Origin of the sequence: Serratia sp. BFP-2025 (genome assembly GCF_050880365.1) — a bacterium.
GTDB classification, from domain to species: Bacteria; Pseudomonadota; Gammaproteobacteria; order Enterobacterales; family Enterobacteriaceae; genus Serratia; species Serratia surfactantfaciens.
In genome coordinates this window covers 902197-919106 of the sequence record NZ_JBPAFV010000001.1, presented here as the reverse complement: position 1 = coordinate 919106, position 16910 = coordinate 902197, and the positions used below count along the sequence as shown (strand labels likewise).

Here is a 16910-nt window from a genome sequence, read left to right as displayed (position 1 = left end):
TGACGCTTTCGGAGCCGCCATGCACCCACGTTTACAACAGGATCTCGCTCAGTTTCCGCAGATCCTCGACCACACCCGCCAGCTGGCGGAGGACTTTCTGGCTGGGCTGCAACAGCGCTCGGTCTGCCCGCCGCTCGCGCACCAGCAGCTGCAGCCGGGTGATGACCGATTAGCAGAAAACGGCGCCGGCGCCCTGGCGGCGCTGGATGACTTCTGGCAGAAGTATCAGGCCGGCATTTCCGCCAGCGCCGGCCCGCGTTATTTCGGCTTCGTCACCGGCGGCGGTACCCCGGCGGCGGTCGCCGCGGACTGGCTGGTTAGTGTGACAGACCAAAATAGCCTACTCAGCCATGATACCATCGCAGCCACGATTGAACTGGCGGCCGTGACGCAGTTGAAATCCCTGCTGGGCCTGCCGGAAGCGTTCAACGGCAGCCTGGTCAGCGGCGCCACCATGGCCAATTTCGCCGGGCTGGCCATTGGCCGACAGTGGCTGGGCCAACGACACGGTGTCGATGTCGCCCAACAGGGCCTGGCGGCACTGGGCCCCATCCGGGTATTGGCGGCAAATCCACACTCCAGCAGCGTGAAGGCGCTCAGCATGCTCGGCATCGGCCGCGAAGCGTTGACGACCGTCGCCAGCCTGCCGGAGTCTGAAGCCATGGATATGGAAGCACTGGAGCGGCAGCTCGCCGCTGGCGAAGGCCGGCCCACGTTGGTGCTCGCGAGCGCCGGCACGGTCAACACCGTGGCTTTCGACGATCTGCCGCGTCTGCTGGCGCTGCGGGAGCGTTATCCGTTTTGGCTGCATGTCGATGCGGCCTTCGGCGGCGTGGCGGCCTGCTCGCCGCTATACGCCCCAAGGCTCGAGGGCTGGCAACATGCGGATTCCATCACCGTCGATGCCCACAAATGGCTGAACGTGCCTTACGACAGCGCGATCCAATTTACCCGCCATCTGGATCTACAGATGCAGGTGTTTCAGAACCATTCGGCCTACCTGGAGGCGCCGACGCTGCGGCCGGACAACTACCTGCATCTGACGCCGGAAAACTCGCGCCGCTTTCGCGCCCTGCCGCTCTGGCTGACGCTGAAAGCCTATGGCCGCAGCGGTATCCGGGATATCGTCGAGCGCAACGTCCAACTGGCGCAGGCGCTGGGGGCGGCGTTAGCGGCAGACGAGGGGTTCCACCTGCTGGCACCGGTGAATTTGAACGTGGTGTGCTTTGCGCTCAGCCATCCGCAAGGTGAGCGCGAGGCGGCGCGCGATCGCTTTCTCGAGCGCCTTAATCGGCATGGCGTAGTACGCTGCACCCCGACCACCTATAACCATCAGCCAGGGATCCGCGCCGCGTTAGTCAACTGGATGACGCAGGAGCAGGACATCCAATTGGCGCTGGATTCGTTGCGCCATTGCCTGGCGGAGACGGCTTAGGCGCCCGGCAGGTCACCGAGGTGAAAGGTCTGCAAACGCCGCTCTTGCCGCCCGTCATCGCCGATATTGCCCGGCGACAGCCAGGCGGTAAACGCCGCGCGCAGCGGCGGCCACTCTCCGTCGATGATCGACAGCCAGTCGGTGTCGCGCGTGCGCCCTTTGACGACAATCGCCTGGCGGAAAGTGCCCTCGTAACGAAAGCCAAAACGCTCGGCGGCCTGGCGTGAAGGCAGATTGAGGTTATCGCACTTCCATTCGCAGCGCCGGTAGCCAAGATCGTCGAACAGATGCCGCAGCATCAGGAAGATCGCTTCGCTGCCGAGGGCGCTGCGTTTCATCAACGGCGACCAGTTGATGGTTCCCAGCTCTGCCACACCGTTGGCGGGATCGACGCGCAAAAAGGCGCAGGTTCCCACCGCGCTCCCGTTCTCCTGCGCGATCACCACCATCGTGTTTCTGTCGGCGCTGGTTGCCTGGGCCTGGAGATAGCGCTGGAAATCCTCGCGCGTCTGCGGCCGCTCCCAGAACAGATAGGTCCAGTCGCTATCGTCTTCGGCGGTTTGATAAGCGCGATAGAGCTCATCGCCCCAGCGATCGATGTTCAGCGGTTCCAGACGGCAAAACCGTCCTTGCAGTAACGTCTGTCCGGGCATGCCTGCCGGCTGCCAATGGGGAAGAGCGTCGCCTATCGGCTGCCCGTACGGATTCCGTCTCATCGCGGCGTCCTGTTTTTGAAAGGGAAAAAGCAAGTTAAAACCAACTCAGGCCAGAGACAACTCCGACCTGCTTTTTGGCGCAGGTTTGCCAGAAAGCGGCGCAACTGTTTAGAGAAATAACTCAATTCCCGTTTAGCATTCACGGAAATGATTTCAGCTGAAATAAATATCCATATAACTCATTGTAAAACGGTGATTTATGGCAACAATTAAGCTACACATTTCAGCAATAACGTTAACTTTTGTTTGCCGTTATGATACAAAATGAAGTGATTGTCATTCTCAAAAATACTGTCACACTAGATAATTGATTGATTTTAAACCATAAAAAACCAACTGCGCAAAGTGAGTTGTTTTTGAGCGTTCAAAAAGCCCGCTGAAAAGCTTCAAAAAAACAACACATGAATTTTTTTTAAGACTTTTCCTAGCAAACTAAAATTTTGTTTCGTGACATGATGGGCAGAATCCCGGCGAGAGATGCCGCCAGGCACGGGCGCCAAGTACAAATCAGGCCTATCATATTGAAGCGGAACCGTCAGTGGAACGCTCTGACTTAAGCTAAACTTATAGATTCATGTGATTAATAAGTTTAGTATGAAAATATCATTGAGTGCCGTCGCGTTTATTGATAGAACACTCGCTACACTGAATTATTGTTTCATTTTGCCTTTCGGCTTTTTAGGCTTTTTCTCATATTACCGCAGTAAAACGGATTTAAGTGGGGGTGCGATATGCCAACGATCATCATGGATTCATGTAGCTATACCAGATTGGGATTAACCGACTATCTGACTTCGCACGGCGTGAAGAAACGCCATATTAATGCCATTGAGGATATTGACAGCCTGCATGAAAAATGCAGTAAGTTGAATCCCAGTTTGGTGTTTATTAACGAGGACTGCTTCATCCACGAAGCAAACGCCACCGAGCGAATAAAACGGGTGATATCACTGCACCCGGATACGTTATTCTTTATCTTTATGGCCATTACCAACGTACATTTCGACGATTACTTATATGTTCGCAAGAATGTCATCATATCGTCAAAATCCATCAAACCAGAGACTATGAATCAGCTACTTAGTCACTATCTCGAGAAAAAGTCCCTTCGGGTGGAGAAGTCCTCCCTGGATCAAACGCCGGTCACGTTGAGCCAGACCGAATCGAACATGTTACGCATGTGGATGTCCGGTCAAGGTACCATCCAGATATCAGACCAGATGCAAATAAAAGCTAAAACGGTCTCTTCACACAAGGGAAACATCAAGCGGAAAATAAAAACGCACAACAAGCAAATCATATACCACGTTGTTCGTTTGACTGACACGCTGACCAGTGGAATATTTGTCAATAGCCGTTAAACATACAGAGAATGCCCCCCACTCTGTTTTGGCCGTCGTTAAATATCCGGTGATAATGTAATCCGGGTGTCAAGCGTCGGAAACGCCAAAAGAATACCTGCTGCGTTATCCCCCGCTAGCGCAACGGGTATTTTTTTACATAGATAAAATAAATCCTACCGTAACGAAATAGTCTCAAAATAGACTATTTCACAAGTTGATTAATGAGATTACCCGAAGTCACTGCCCGCGTTCGCGGTGCGGCTCCACAAAGGTGCCGTCGCGGCTATCTATTTCATTAAAGAACCACACGCCCGCCGGATAATCCTCAAGGGAAACCAGATACATGGTGCCCTCGTTGAACACCTCTACGGCCAGGATGACGCCTTCCCGCCGTGGGCCGCCGTCTGTTTTTACCGTCACGCGATCGTTAACCTGCATACCTTTCCCCATTATTTGCGATTGGCGTCAGTGTATTACAAAACGCAGGGAGAACACACCGCCCTGTCCTGCCACACTCTGCTATCAGCGTAGCAGCCATCAGGATTTTTCACTTCCTTAACATTTTGGCCGCAGAATCTTAAGCCGGCCCCGCGTAACCTGTCCGTAGGCGTTTCCCCCCCAGAGAAGCGCTCGCAAATGAAGAAGTAACAAGGAACTTTTGCCCGCTGACTTGCGGGCTTTTTTTTGCCCTGCGCCAAATTACAGGCATAAAAAAACCCGCCGCAGCGGGTTCTTTTCAATCAGCGGTAAACGCCAATTAGATAGCGGTAACGTTAGCCGCAGATGGACCTTTCGCACCGTTCTCGATAGAGAACTGTACGTTCTGGCCTTCAGCCAGGGTCTTGAAGCCTTGATCCTGGATAGCAGAGAAGTGTACGAATACGTCTTTGCTGCCGTCTGCTGGGGTGATGAAACCAAAACCTTTAGCTTCGTTGAACCACTTCACTTGACCTTTGATCATGTTGGACATGTCTAATTTCCTTCAATAATAATGTAAGCCGCCATGGGCGAGATAGCCGGTCATCAGTTACTTATGGAGGCACTGGAAAGGAAATTCGTCAGAGAAGGGCTATCCGGGATAACGCTTTAAATTTGAACTACTTTACTCAAAATGTCGTGCATAAATAGGTCTGTACCACAGGCCGACATCATTAACTCATGAGCGAGCAGCAATAGCAACCTTTTTCGCCGTGATGAGACGCTAATCGCGGCTAAGCGCACAGGATTTGACCCTGCTTGCCGATGGAATCGCCGTCTGGCGTATCCGTAACACCCTGCTCAAATGATAGTAATTCTCGTTCTGCTGTTCTATAGTTGCCTGGCGAAATCATCCAGGGAGACTCACCATGCCGAGATGGCTCACATTACCGACCGCCTGCCGCGCCGCGCTGCTGGCCTTTGCCACTTGCAGCGCCCCGCTTGGCGCGCTGGAGTTGAATTATCAGCCTCCAGAGCCCAGTGCTGCCCCTGCCCCTAAACCGGTGGCGCCGCCAGGGCCGGCCCCCAAGGCGGCGAAATCGCCGATTACCTGGGTGGAAGCGCGAGATAAAAGCGGCTTTCGCGTCGATATCGAGTGCGATCATCCGGGTTGCAGCAAGCCGCGCACCAAACCTTACCCCGCGTATGAAGGCCCGGTGAAGAAAACCGATCGCCGCCGCCAATCCGATCCTTATTCCACCAACCAGGATCCCGATTACAACATTCAGTTAGGTTATGAATGGTAATAGCGCTTTCGGAGTAATGCCTATACACCCCGCTATCACGGCCGCTTAGAATAGCGTCAGTTCACCACTCCTCCTGGTGTTGAACCTAACAAGCTGTGTTGCAAATCTTTATGCGCCTCCCTATAGGCGCTTTTTTTTTTTGCCTCTCGTCATCGCGCTTTGCCGATTACAGATTGGTCTCATTGCCCGACTAAGTGATGAATGTCACAAATACGCCTCTTTGCCATTCTTATTTCGGAGGTGATGTTCATGGCCACAGGATCCCTTGCTCTCTTGGCCGTCTTGGCCGGCATTGCGGGCTATGCGCTCTACAAGCATTTCAAATCTCAGAAGAAAAGCGCATTGGTTCGCCCGTACGATCGGTAACCGGCAACGCATTTTCACCGCAAAGGCGCGGCTCACCGCACGCCGCGCCTTCGCTGATTGTCATCCTTTCATCACAAAAATGTCACAATATGGCCATATCATGATTGGCGATTATCCGCTCTGGCTTAACACCAAGGATTTCGCCCATGACCCTAATTAAAGCTGCAAACCACCAGGAAGCAGAAAAGCTCATCCGCGCCGGCACGGCCAAGAAAATCGAACTGGCCTACGATATCGACAGCGACGATTTCTTCCAGCTTGCCAGCCTGTGGTGCGATAAAGGCGCCAAGATCTCCAAAGGAAAAGAACACTTTATCGTCTCGTTAAAAGGATTCCGCATCCCGCCTAACGATTGATCGCCTGCCGCCCATCGCGGCGGCTTCGCCCCTTCCTCGCAAAACCGCTCTATTCGACCACGCGCACCTCATTCGATTTCGCTAAGCTAACGGCAGACTTTATTGCGGGCGTTCCGCCTGATAGCCGCGTCCACCACGATGAGGAGAGTGACCATGTCAACAAATGCAGCGCTGCCCGGCAAGATGAAAGCGATTGAGATCAGCCAGCCAGGCGCCCCCGAGGTTCTGGTCGTCACCGAGCGCCCGGTACCCGTCCCGCAAGCGGGCGAACTGCTGGTGAAAATTGCCGCCGCCGGCGTTAACCGCCCCGACGTGTTGCAGCGCCAGGGAAACTATGCGCCACCGCCGGGCGCTTCGGATATCCCCGGTCTGGAAATCGCCGGCGAAGTGGTGGCCCTCGGCGAAGGCGTAACCCATTTCGCTCTTGGCGATCGGGTTTGCGCCCTCATCGCCGGCGGCGGCTATGCGGAATACTGCACCGTACATGAAAGCAATGCGCTGCCGGTGCCGGCGGGTCTGAGCCTGACCGAGGCCGCCGCACTGCCGGAAACCTTCTTTACCGTCTGGGTCAACGTGTTCCAACGCGGCCACCTCAAAGCCGGCGAAACCGTGTTGATCCACGGCGGCACTTCCGGTATCGGCACAGTCGCCACCATGCTGGCGAAAGCCTTCTGTGCACAGGTGATCACCACCGTCGGCTCCGAAGATAAACGCCAGGCCAGTCTGGCGCTGGGCGCCGACGTGGCGATTAATTACCGCAACGAAGACTTTGTCACGCGCACCAAAGAGGTCACCGGCGGCAAAGGCGCCGACGTAATCGTCGATCTGATCGCCGGCGACTATGTCGCCAAGAACTATCAGGCAGCGGCGATGGAAGGCCGCATCGTGCAAATCGGCACGCAACATGGCGTGGTGAAAGAGTTAAACCTGATGCCGCTACTGTTGAAACGCCTGACCCATACCGGTTCGACATTGCGCTCGCGCAGCGTCGCGGACAAGGCGCAGATTGCCGCCGAGCTGCAAGAGAAGGTTTGGCCGCTGCTGGAACGCGGCGTGCTGAAACCGCAGATCTTTAAAACCTTCCCGCTTGAGCAGGCCGCCGCAGCGCATACGCTGATGGAGTCCAGCGAGCATATCGGCAAAATCATGCTGACGTTCTAAGACCGTTCCCCGCCGCCTCGCGGCGGGGAAGCCAATACGCCACTCAGGGAATGATGCCGCGACGGCGGAACTCATCAAACAGCGTGATAAACATGGTTTCGGTTTCAATAAACTGATGGAAACCCAAACGCCGCGCCTTGCTGCCGTCCGCGAACATGTCATAGTCCCAGGAAAAGACGAAATCGGCGAAACGCCAGCCAGCCACCGCGCGATAATCAGCCTCGGTCAAAGAGTGCCGCTGCGCCAGCTCCCGCCACAGCGGCGCTTTGTCGGCCATCATGCTCTCCAGCGTCATCGGCAACGGTGGCGCACATTCCAGCCCGAAGTACGCGGCGATTTTCGGCCACATTTCGCTCCAGCGAAACAGATCGCCGTTGTTGATGTTAAACGCCTGATTGGCCGCCGCAGGTTCGGTCGCCGCCCACAGCGTAGCGCGCGCCAACAGCCCGGCGTCGGTCATTTCCAACAGGCTGTGGTAAGCGCCCGGCTTACCGGGAAAGCGCAGCGGCAGCCCGAGCGCTTTACTGATGGAGGCGTAAACCGCGATGCTTAACGCCAGATTCATCGGGTTGCCGAGCGAGAAGCCCCCCACCACGCTCGGGCGAATGGCGCTCCAGCGCCAGCGCTTGCCTGCCTGACGCTGCGCCAAATACTGCTGCTGCGCCATGTTAAACTCCGGCGGCATATGCCCCGCGTCGCTTTCGCGCGCCGGCGTTTTAAACGGCCCCAAATGCGCGCCATAGACCTTATAGCCCTGCATCAGGCTGATATGCTCCAACGCCGGCGCGATCGGCTCCAGTCCTTCGACAACGTGTTGCAACATCTGCAGGTTCGGCGCCACCAGTCCCGCCCAGTCCGGCGCATCCTGATAGGCGGCATAGAAAACGTGACTAATCGCGCTCAGCGGTCGCAGCGCGTCACGCGTCGCCGCCGCATCCAGCAGGTCAACCTGCAGATGGCTCACCCCTGGCGCCGGTTGCCCACCCCGCCGCGAAACGCCCACCACTGGCCAACCCAGGCCGGTCAGCTCCTCAATCAATCGGCGCCCAATCACGCCATTGGCGCCGATCACCAGCGCCTGTCGCATTGCGTTCATCTTGCCACTCCTCGGGTTATCGATGCCCAGAGTGTTATTGATTAGCAATACTTGTGGTAGAAGAGACTTTCTACTAACACTAATAAGAAAAATCTATAGGCAAGCACATCATGGATAAGCTGAACGCGATGAAAACCTTTCTGCGGGTAGCGGAGCTGGGCAGCCTGTCGGCCGCCGCTCGCGATCTGCGTTTGACGCAGCCGGCGGTCAGTCAGCAAATCGCCGGCCTGGAGCAACAGCTGGGAGCGCAGCTGTTGTTTCGCAGCACTCGGGCGGTCACCCTGACCGAGGCCGGCAATGATTACTATCAGCGTATCAAACCGATTATGGCGGCGGTCGACGAAGCGGAAGAGGCGCTGCACGGGCAGCACCACCGGCTGCAGGGCAATCTGCGCCTTCACGCACCGACCGGTTTCGGGCAACGACACGTCACGCCGCTGGCCATCGCGTTCCAGCAGCGTCACCCGGAACTCACCATCGAGCTGCTGCTGGACGATCGCCGCGCCGACGTGATCGGCGAAGGCATCGACGTAGCGCTGCGCTTCGGCGAATTGCACGCGCCCGGCATGGTGGCGAAACGGCTGGGTGAGTTGCAACGCCTGCTGGTGGCGTCGCCGGCCTATCTGGCCAAGCACGGTACCCCCCGTTCGCCGGCGGAGCTGGTGAAACATGCGCACATTCGTTACAGCGGATTAAACGACGGTGATACGCTCACCCTGCTCGGCCCACACGGCGCCGAGATAGTCGCTCTGCGGCCCACGTTCCGCGCCAACAATACGTTATCGCTGCTGGCTGCCATCGAGGCAGGCGCCGGAATCGGCGGCGCTCAGCGGCCGTTGATCGGCGAGCAGCTGGCGACAGGGGCGTTGGTTCCCGTGTTGCCGGAATACCGCTACCCGCCCATGGCGCTGCACGCGGTCTACCCCGCTTTACGTTTTATTCCGGAAAAAGTGCGCGCCTGGGTGGCGCATCTGCAACAGGCGTTGACGACGATCGAAGGAATCAGCGGAGTGAATGCCCCCGGCCAGACGCCGGGAGCATAATCATTATTTGAACAATTTGCCGACCATGTCGCCCAATTCATTGCTGTCTTGCTGTACTTCGCCATTTGGTGAAGCGGCATCGGCTACCGTCGGCAAGAACTGCGCAATGGTGCTGGACGCCTGGGCCGGATCGACGCCCAGCTTTTCAGCCAGTTGATTGATCGCATCGCTGCCCAACGCCTGCTGCACGTGATCGCCGGTAATCGGCTGATTTTCGCCATTGCCGAGCCAGGAACCGACGATATCGCCGAACTGCCCCTGACGGAACTTGTCCAAAATGGCCTGCAGGCCGCCTTGTTGCTCGACCCACTGCATAATGGCGATGTAATCGATGCCTTTGCCGTTGGCACCGCCGCCTAAAATGTTACCCAATACGCTATCGAACAGACCCATGATATTCCCCTTTCAGCGATTCGGCCGCGCCGCGCCGCCGGATTGATTTCACGAAAAAGGGCCGCCGCGGCGACCCTGTTGAGCAACGGCTGCTTAGCCTTTGATCTTCCTGTAGACAAAAAGCACCACCAGGGCACCGATGACTGCCACCACAAAGCTGCCCAGGTTAAAACCGTCAACGCGACCCATGCCGAAGAAGGTGCTGATATAGCCGCCGACGACGGCGCCCACGACCCCCAGTACCACGGTCATAATAAACCCGCCGCCGTCTTTGCCCGGCATAATCCATTTGGCCAGGATACCGGCGATTAAACCAAAAATGATCCAGGAAATGATGCCCATCTTTACTCTCCCTCTTACCTTTTGCCTAACAGAAATCCTATGACCAGGCCCACGACGGCGCCGGCGCCTATCCCCGCCCAAGGGTTATCCTTGATGCAGGCACATGATTGCTCGAGCGCTGCTTGTACGCCGCTGCGCACTTCGCAGGCGGTGGTTTTCACGTAGTCGCTCGGTTGCTCAACACCGTTTAGATCGTCATTTTCATATGACATGTCAAATCCTTACAGACCCACCCTCTGAGAATTGCGTCACCTGTTTCACGCCAGACGCCGTCCGCTCCGCGATGTTGCTCTGGGCGACTTGCCCGCAGCAGCTCAATGCAGGGTGTGCGGCGACAAACGCGCAACTTCACACTATGACTATAGTAAAAAATCAGCGGTTTACCCATTTCCGTCCGTCTGAATTTCACCGTATAAAAAACGCTCGCATTTCATCTCGTCGTCATATTGGCAGGCTAAACTTTGAACAAATCCTTTGGGAGGAAACGCCGATGTTCAATGGCCCGTTTGTTCTGATTCTCGCGCTACTGTACGCACTGGCCGCCATCTGGGACGGTTCCGCCGCGTTACTGTTTCTTTAAGGTTACATAGCGGTTGTCACTTATGCGATGCGCTTAATTGTGTCCTTATTTTTCAAGGGCGCCAGCCGGTTGAAATAGCGGTGAATCTCCTCCCTTTCCTCGGTAAAAATCTCATTTCGTTCCGCTTTCCATCTGCGCTTAAACGTAAAAAAGCATCCATGGAAGACCCTATTCCGTACAAAACGCTCTAACATTCTGCTCATTTACCGGCTTGGACACGGCCTTTCGTGCCGCGACGCCTGCCGAATGCACAGGGTGACGAGCCGATCGTGCAACCGCCGTTGGTGGACTTCCCGCGGGATGATGAAATGTGCGCGGCCGGCGAACCTCCGCTGTATTAATCGCCTTCGCCGCGCTCAAGCATTCTGCAGCAGGGGAACTACACTAATAAGTCACCGACGGCAATTATTGCCGCCAGCAACCATTTTTCCCGCCCGTGGGCCGGTCGTTGCCTGCCGGGTCTTAACCGAGGTCAATGTCATGCTGGTACAACCCTATTTGTTCTTCAGCGGTAACTGTGAGCAAGCGATTAACTTCTATGTGCAGCAGCTGAATGCCAAAATTGAAATGGTCATGCGTTTCAAAGATATGCCCGAAGAGGCCCGACAAGGCGGGCCACAGGACGTCAACCCGGATGCGATCATGCATGCGCGCCTGCTGATCGGCGACGGCGTGCTGATGGCTTCAGACGGCTGTCCGCAGGATGACAGCGGCGGGGCTTCCCACAAAGGCTTCTCGCTGTCGCTGAACCCCAGCGATGCGGAACAAGGACGCAAACTGTTCGATAATCTGGCGCAGGGCGGCCAGGTGACGATGCCTTATCAAGCCACCTTCTGGGCCAAAGGCTTCGGTATGCTGACCGACAAATTCGGCGTCAACTGGATGATCAACGTCGAATAACCCCTTCATGGCGCCGCTAGCTATAGCGGTGCCAGTCATAGGCCGCCTTGGCGAACAGAACGAACAGCAGCGCCAACAGCACCAATCCCAACCGCCAGTAGGGCGACCGACGCCGCCGCCAGCCGAAGTACATCATCACCGCCAGCGCCCCCAGCGTGAGGGGGTAATACACCGCCAACGTCAGTAACGCGATAATGATGTAATCCGACATGGATCCTTTCACTCCGTAGTGTTTACGCCGCCGCTGATGCAGTTTGCGGCCCGACTTTCCCCCATCGCCACGTTAAGGGCTAGAGGTCTGGCGCATTTATGCATAAAATATAGGATTGCTCTTAACTCAAATTGAATAGTAATCAAACCACAAGGGTGACATGACTCAGCAGCAACCCCTACAGGATGCCGTGCCGCCGCGCAGCGTTAAAAGCTCCCCATTATTATTTCAGGCCGGCGTGTTTGTCATCATCGTTGCCGCCACGCTGATCCTCTTTAACAGCTGGCAAATCTGGAGCGCGCACCAGCGCGATCTGCGCAGCGCCGAGCATGAATCCGCCAACCTCGCCCGTTCGCTGGCGCAGCATGCCGACGACACCTTCATGCAGGTGGATGGCAATCTGCTCGATCTGACCGAGCGTATTCAGACCGACGGACTGGGTTCGTCACAGCTGATGCGGCTGCAGCGGGTGATGCAGACACAGGTCGGCAACCTGCCGCAGCTGCATGGGCTGTTTGTTTACGATGCGCGCGGCCGCTGGCTGGCGACGGCCTCAGGCAAATTCATCAAGAACGCCAACAACGCCGATCGCGATTACTTCAAATATCATCAGAATCGCGATGGCGCCGGCCTGTACATCGGCAAAGTGATCCGCAGCCGCACCACCGGCGATCTGATCATCCCCGTTTCGCGGCGATTCAACAACCCGGACGGCAGCTTTGGCGGCGTAGTGCTGGCCACGCTGTACATCGATTATTTCCGCCAGTTTTACGATAGTTTCGCGCTCAACACCGACGCCTCGTTAAACCTGCTGCTGGCGGATGGCACCATCCTGTACCGCCGCCCGTACTCGGCAACGTCGATCGGTAAAAACATCGCCAAGGGCGTGCTGTTCAGCGAGATTTTGCCGCATTCGGAGTTCGGCAACGCCACCATTACCTCGCTGTTCGACAAAGTGGAGCGCATCTACGGCTACTCGCGAGTGAACCGCTTTCCCCTGGTGATCGCTGCGGGATTGTCGAAACGCGACGCGCTGGCGGATTGGCGCACCGACGCCGGCCTGTTCGCCGCCGGCGGCCTCTCTTTATTGATGATCCTGCTGGCGATGGGCATGGTGCTGCTGCGGCAAATCAAGCACAGCATGCAAACCGAAGCCGAACTGATGCGCACCCGCGATCAATTGACCAGCATCAACCAGATGCTCGAAGAGCTGGCGCTGCTGGACGGCCTGACCGGCCTGGCCAATCGCCGCCAGTTTGATATCGCGCTGAAGAACGAGCTGGCGCGCGCTTCGCGCAACTACCGCAGCGTGGCGCTACTGATGCTGGATATCGACTACTTCAAACAGTACAACGACAGCTATGGCCACGTCGCCGGCGACCAGTGCCTGCAGCAGATCGGCCAAACGCTGAAGGGGTTGGCATGCCGCAGCAACGACGTGCTGGCGCGCTACGGCGGTGAAGAGATGGGGATTATTCTGCCGGATACCGATGTGCAAGGCGCGCTGATTTTCGCCGAACGCGTTATCAATGCGGTGCGCGATCTGAAGATCCCGCATCAGGGCAATCCGCACGGCATCGTTACCATCAGCATCGGTATCTGCGCCAAAGTGCCGCATATGTACAACGATACGCCGATCGGCTTTATCAATGAGGCCGACAGCGCGCTGTATCAGGCCAAGAAAAAAGGCAAAAACTGCATTTACGGCGCTTGACCAATAATTAGGCCGTCGCAACCAGGCGGCCCAAATTATTTATCCGGAAAAATGAAATAATTCCCCCCCAAAACTTTTTCTCTCCGGCGTTATCTTCCCTCCTGAATAGAATAGCGGCGAAAAATAAGCAGGGTATTTATTTCCATTAAAATTCAACAAGATAAAAAACACGCCATTTGACGAACAATTCGTGCCTTTTTTGATTATTCGTGCCTACAGCGGGGCTCGTTTAGCCTACGTTTACTTTTTATTGGCGTTGCCGGTGATACCCTTGTCAGGACTATTCTAAATATCAGGAAGCCATCGCACGCTTCGGCGCAATGCGCCCTGCTGATACAACCATAATAGAACTCACCTATTTCACGTTGCCATTGGGCGACCGGCGCAAAGCGTTCTGACGCCGCTCCAGCCAGCCACTGTGCAAACCAGTGCAGCCATCCACGCGGCAACCTGAAAGGCGGGAATAAAGCGATACAGATTTGCGAGGAGATCTCATGCCTACTGGCGATATTATGCGTGAACAGGCCGTACTGACGCTGCCGTTGCGGCAATGGGCGGCGGCGGAAACATCCAGCGCGGTCAGCGAACTGGAACAGGGCAAAGTGCTGTTTCTGCCTGAACTGGCCTTCACCCTGTCTGAGCAGGAAAAGCCGCTGCTGGATCCGACGCTGGTCGATCCGAAGCGCAAGAACATCAGCTATCAGCCTCTGTCCGGCAAGCTGACCGGCGTCGCCGTTGCGGAGCGCCAGCAGCAGGTGCAGCAGCTGCTGGAACGCTATTACCAATCCTGTCGCCAGCTGATCGCCGGGCTGTTGCCCGAGTATCAGGAGGTGCTGCACCATCCGACCGGCAGCCTGCGCTTGCATCCGGTTTCCGCCTGGCGCGCCAAGAACTCCTGGCGCAAAGACGACAGCCGGCTGCACGTCGACGCTTTCCCGTCGCGTCCAAACTACGGCGAACGCATTCTGCGCATCTTCACCAACATCAATCCTCACGGTGAGAATCGCCAATGGCGCGTCGGAGAACCCTTCCCCGATCTGGCGGAACGCTTTATGCCGCGTTTGGCCCGTTACTCCGCCTTCAGCAGCTGGTTGCAACATCAGGTCCGCATCACCAAAACCCGCCGCAGCCATTATGACCATCTGATGCTGCAACTGCATGACGCGATGAAGGCCGACAGCGATTATCAGCAACGGGGTCCGCAGCTGGCGCTGGAGTTCCCGCCGGGCAGCAGTTGGATTTGCTTCTCGGATCAAACGCCGCACGCCGCGATGGGCGGCCAGTTTATGCTGGAGCAGACCTTCCTGTTGCCGGTGAATAAAATGCAGGATCCGCAGCGTTCGCCGCTGAAAGTGCTGGAACAGCTGCGCGGGCAGCCGCTGATCTGAATGACTCGCCGCCGCCGGGGCGCCGGCGGCGGCGAAGCGCGCATTATGCCTCGAAGTCCCCTTGCTGGCGCGCCACCAGCGTCAGGATGCTGTACAGCGCCACCGGCTGCTGTTCCTGATTCAGCACCTGCACATCCCACACCACCACGCCATGCGGCCGATCTTCGGCGGTTTTCTGCGGCTTGCGGATCTTCTTCTTGCAGGTTAACCGCACCTGAATGGTGTCGCCGATCTTCACCGGCTCAATAAAGCGCAGATTTTCCATGCCGTAGTTGGCGATTACCGGCCCGACGGCGGCGTCGACAAACAGCCCGGCAGCGGCCGACACCACAAAGTAACCGTGCGCTACCCGCTCGCCGAACAGCGAATCGGCAGCGCCGATCTTGTCCATGTGCGCGTAAAAATGGTCGCCGCTCAGGCAGGCGAAGTTGACGATATCCGCCTCGGTCACGGTGCGGCGCGCGGTCAACAGGCTATCGCCCAGCTGCAGCTGCTCGAAATATTTGCGGAACGGATGCACCGGATGCTCGGCGACCGGCGCGCCGCGCACCCATTCACCGCCGATGGCCGCCAGCATCGCCGGGCTGCCCTGGATCGCAGTACGCTGCATATAATGTTTCACCGCGCGCAGCCCGCCCAGCTCTTCGCCGCCGCCGGCGCGCCCCGGGCCGCCGTGCACCAGCATCGGCAACGGCGAGCCGTGGCCGGTGGATTCCGCCGCCGCCTGCTCATCCAAAATCAGCATACGTCCGTGAGCGCAGGCCGCCGCGCGGATAAAGCGCTTGGCCAGCGCCGGGTCGGCGGTCACCAGCGATCCCGCCAGGCTGCCCTGCCCCAGCAACGCCAGCGCGATCGCCTGCTCGGTATCCGCATACGGCATCAGCGTCGCCACCGGGCCGAAGGCCTCGGTACCGTGCACCGCCTGATGGGTGAACGGATCGGCGCAATACAGCAGGGTCGGCGGATAAAATGCGCCACCGCGCGCGCCGTCCCCCAGCACGTCCAGCTTATCCAGGGCTGCGCCGCACAGCGGCTCGCAACCGTTGCGCAGCAGGAACTCCACCTTGCTTTGCACATCATCACGCTGTTCGTGGCTGACCAACGCCCCCATGCGCACCTGCTCCAGCTGCGGGTCGCCCACCGTCACGCCTGACAGTCGCTGCAGCAAGGCCTGACGCACCGCCGCCACCTGCGACGCCGGCACGATGATGCGGCGGATCGCGGTGCATTTCTGCCCCGCCTTGGCGGTCATTTCACGACACACCTCTTTAATAAACAGGGCAAATTCCGGCATTTCCGGCGTCACGTCCTCCGCCAACACGCAGCAGTTGAGCGAATCCGCCTCCATGGTGAACGCGATCGATTTCTCCAACAGGCGCGGATGCGCGCGCAGCCGCTGGCCGGTCTGCGCCGAACCGGTGAACGTTACCGCATCCTGATAATCCAGGTGCGCAAACATGTCGCCAACGCCGCCGCACACCAGCTGCAGCGCCCCTTCCGGCACCAGGCCGCTGTCGACGATCAGCCTGACCATCGCCTGCGTCAACTGCGCGGTGGCGGTGGCCGGCTTGATGATGGCCGGCATGCCCGCCAGCCAGGTCGGCGCCAGTTTTTCCAACATCCCCCAGCACGGGAAGTTGAAGGCGTTGATATGCAGCGCTACGCCCGGGCGCGAGGTCAGAACATGGCGGGCGGCGAATTGCGCCTGCTTCGACAGCGGGATCAGCTCATCCTCCGGCCACAGCGTATCGTCCGGCAGATCGCGGCCGGCCATGCTGGCATAAGCGAACAGCGTCGCGATGCCGCCTTCGATATCGACCCAGCCGTCGCTGCGCGTCGCCCCGGTTTGATAGGAGATCTGATACAGTGCCTCTTTATGCGCCAGCAGGTGCTTCGCCACCGTTTTCAACATCTGGGCGCGCTGCTGGAACGTCATTTTCGCCAGCGCCGGGCCGCCGTGGCTACGGGCATAGCTCAGGCTGGCCGCTAACGGCAGGCCGTCGGAGCAGACCTGGAACAGCGCTTCACCGGTCACGGCGTGGCGGATCTGGCGGCCCTCTCCCTGCCCATACACCCAGGCGCCAGAAAGATAACTGTGTAACTGCTGCATGTGCCCTCCAAAATTCATAAATTTTCACCATA

18 protein-coding genes are annotated in these 16910 nt (G+C 57.6%); 9 read left to right on the top strand and 9 right to left on the bottom strand.

From position 1 onward, the window contains the following. Positions 1–19 precede the first annotated feature (19 nt). Positions 20–1435: a pyridoxal phosphate-dependent decarboxylase family protein gene (locus ACRAWE_RS04205; protein ID WP_197667813.1), complete on the top strand. Its 1416-nt coding sequence runs from the start codon at positions 20–22 to the stop codon at positions 1433–1435. On the opposite strand, the gene ACRAWE_RS04200 is transcribed toward ACRAWE_RS04205, so the two are convergent. Further along, positions 1432–2151, bottom strand: a complete 720-nt coding sequence (locus tag ACRAWE_RS04200) for a GNAT family N-acetyltransferase (protein WP_432524945.1) — start codon at positions 2149–2151, stop codon at positions 1432–1434. The two genes, ACRAWE_RS04205 and ACRAWE_RS04200, sit on opposite strands and share 4 nt — an antisense overlap. 731 nt (positions 2152–2882) lie before the next feature. On the opposite strand from ACRAWE_RS04200, the gene rcsA reads away from it, so the two are divergent. Next, entirely contained in the window at positions 2883–3512 is a 630-nt protein-coding gene (gene rcsA, locus ACRAWE_RS04195) for a transcriptional regulator RcsA (protein ID WP_019453510.1), read from the top strand. A gap of 219 nt (positions 3513–3731) precedes the next feature. On the opposite strand, the gene dsrB is transcribed toward rcsA, so the two are convergent. Beyond that, entirely contained in the window at positions 3732–3932 is a 201-nt protein-coding gene (dsrB, locus tag ACRAWE_RS04190; protein ID WP_019453509.1) for a protein DsrB, read from the bottom strand. Positions 3933–4251: 319 nt separating this feature from the next. Then, complete coding sequence (gene cspE / locus ACRAWE_RS04185) at positions 4252–4464, bottom strand: transcription antiterminator/RNA stability regulator CspE (protein ID WP_004935122.1); 213 nt, start codon at positions 4462–4464, stop codon at positions 4252–4254. 376 nt (positions 4465–4840) lie between these two features. Between cspE and ACRAWE_RS04180 the strand changes: the two genes are divergently transcribed. The 3 genes from ACRAWE_RS04180 (at position 4841) to ACRAWE_RS04170 (ending at position 7101) form a co-directional block, all read left to right on the top strand. After that, the gene (locus ACRAWE_RS04180; protein ID WP_063918594.1) at positions 4841–5218 is read left to right on the top strand and encodes a hypothetical protein; all 378 of its coding nucleotides are present in this window, start codon (positions 4841–4843) and stop codon (positions 5216–5218) included. A gap of 512 nt (positions 5219–5730) precedes the next feature. Next, a complete protein-coding gene (locus ACRAWE_RS04175) occupies positions 5731–5940 on the top strand; it encodes a hypothetical protein (RefSeq protein WP_019453506.1) in 210 nt (69 codons plus the stop codon). 153 nt (positions 5941–6093) lie between these two features. Further along, entirely contained in the window at positions 6094–7101 is a 1008-nt protein-coding gene (locus ACRAWE_RS04170; RefSeq protein ID WP_019453505.1) for an NAD(P)H-quinone oxidoreductase, read from the top strand. Between the two features lie 43 nt (positions 7102–7144). Here ACRAWE_RS04170 and ACRAWE_RS04165 read toward each other — a convergent pair whose 3' ends face one another. Then, a complete protein-coding gene (locus tag ACRAWE_RS04165) occupies positions 7145–8197 on the bottom strand; it encodes an SDR family oxidoreductase (protein WP_432524941.1) in 1053 nt (350 codons plus the stop codon). 110 nt (positions 8198–8307) lie between these two features. On the opposite strand from ACRAWE_RS04165, the gene ACRAWE_RS04160 reads away from it, so the two are divergent. Beyond that, entirely contained in the window at positions 8308–9240 is a 933-nt protein-coding gene (locus tag ACRAWE_RS04160) for a LysR family transcriptional regulator (RefSeq protein WP_154746440.1), read from the top strand. A gap of 3 nt (positions 9241–9243) precedes the next feature. Here ACRAWE_RS04160 and ACRAWE_RS04155 read toward each other — a convergent pair whose 3' ends face one another. From ACRAWE_RS04155 to ACRAWE_RS04145, 3 genes are all read right to left on the bottom strand, one after another. Beyond that, positions 9244–9633, bottom strand: coding sequence for a YidB family protein (locus ACRAWE_RS04155; RefSeq protein ID WP_019453502.1), 390 nt, complete (start codon positions 9631–9633; stop codon positions 9244–9246). A 93-nt stretch (positions 9634–9726) separates the two neighbouring features. After that, complete coding sequence (locus ACRAWE_RS04150) at positions 9727–9975, bottom strand: GlsB/YeaQ/YmgE family stress response membrane protein (RefSeq protein ID WP_019453501.1); 249 nt, start codon at positions 9973–9975, stop codon at positions 9727–9729. Positions 9976–9989: 14 nt separating this feature from the next. Beyond that, positions 9990–10187: a DUF883 family protein gene (locus ACRAWE_RS04145; protein ID WP_019453500.1), complete on the bottom strand. Its 198-nt coding sequence runs from the start codon at positions 10185–10187 to the stop codon at positions 9990–9992. An 848-nt stretch (positions 10188–11035) separates the two neighbouring features. Between ACRAWE_RS04145 and yjdN the strand changes: the two genes are divergently transcribed. Continuing rightward, positions 11036–11455 carry a VOC family metalloprotein YjdN gene (gene yjdN / locus ACRAWE_RS04140; protein ID WP_019453497.1) on the top strand — a complete coding sequence of 140 codons (420 nt, stop codon included), beginning with the start codon at positions 11036–11038 and terminating at the stop codon, positions 11453–11455. A 16-nt stretch (positions 11456–11471) separates the two neighbouring features. Here yjdN and ACRAWE_RS04135 read toward each other — a convergent pair whose 3' ends face one another. Next, positions 11472–11666, bottom strand: coding sequence for a hypothetical protein (locus ACRAWE_RS04135; protein ID WP_019453496.1), 195 nt, complete (start codon positions 11664–11666; stop codon positions 11472–11474). Between the two features lie 160 nt (positions 11667–11826). Here ACRAWE_RS04135 and ACRAWE_RS04130 point away from each other — a divergent pair, with 160 nt between their 5' ends. Together ACRAWE_RS04130 and ACRAWE_RS04125 are read left to right on the top strand one after the other, a co-directional pair. Next, positions 11827–13380, top strand: coding sequence for a sensor domain-containing diguanylate cyclase (locus ACRAWE_RS04130; RefSeq protein ID WP_019453495.1), 1554 nt, complete (start codon positions 11827–11829; stop codon positions 13378–13380). Between the two features lie 494 nt (positions 13381–13874). Next, positions 13875–14768 (top strand): Kdo hydroxylase family protein, encoded by an 894-nt coding sequence (locus ACRAWE_RS04125; protein WP_019453494.1) that lies wholly within the window; start codon positions 13875–13877, stop codon positions 14766–14768. 43 nt (positions 14769–14811) lie between these two features. Here the strand turns inward: ACRAWE_RS04125 and paaZ are convergent, their stop codons facing one another. Next, positions 14812–16878 carry a phenylacetic acid degradation bifunctional protein PaaZ gene (paaZ, locus tag ACRAWE_RS04120; protein ID WP_432524936.1) on the bottom strand — a complete coding sequence of 689 codons (2067 nt, stop codon included), beginning with the start codon at positions 16876–16878 and terminating at the stop codon, positions 14812–14814. Between the last annotated feature and the right edge of the window lie 32 nt (positions 16879–16910).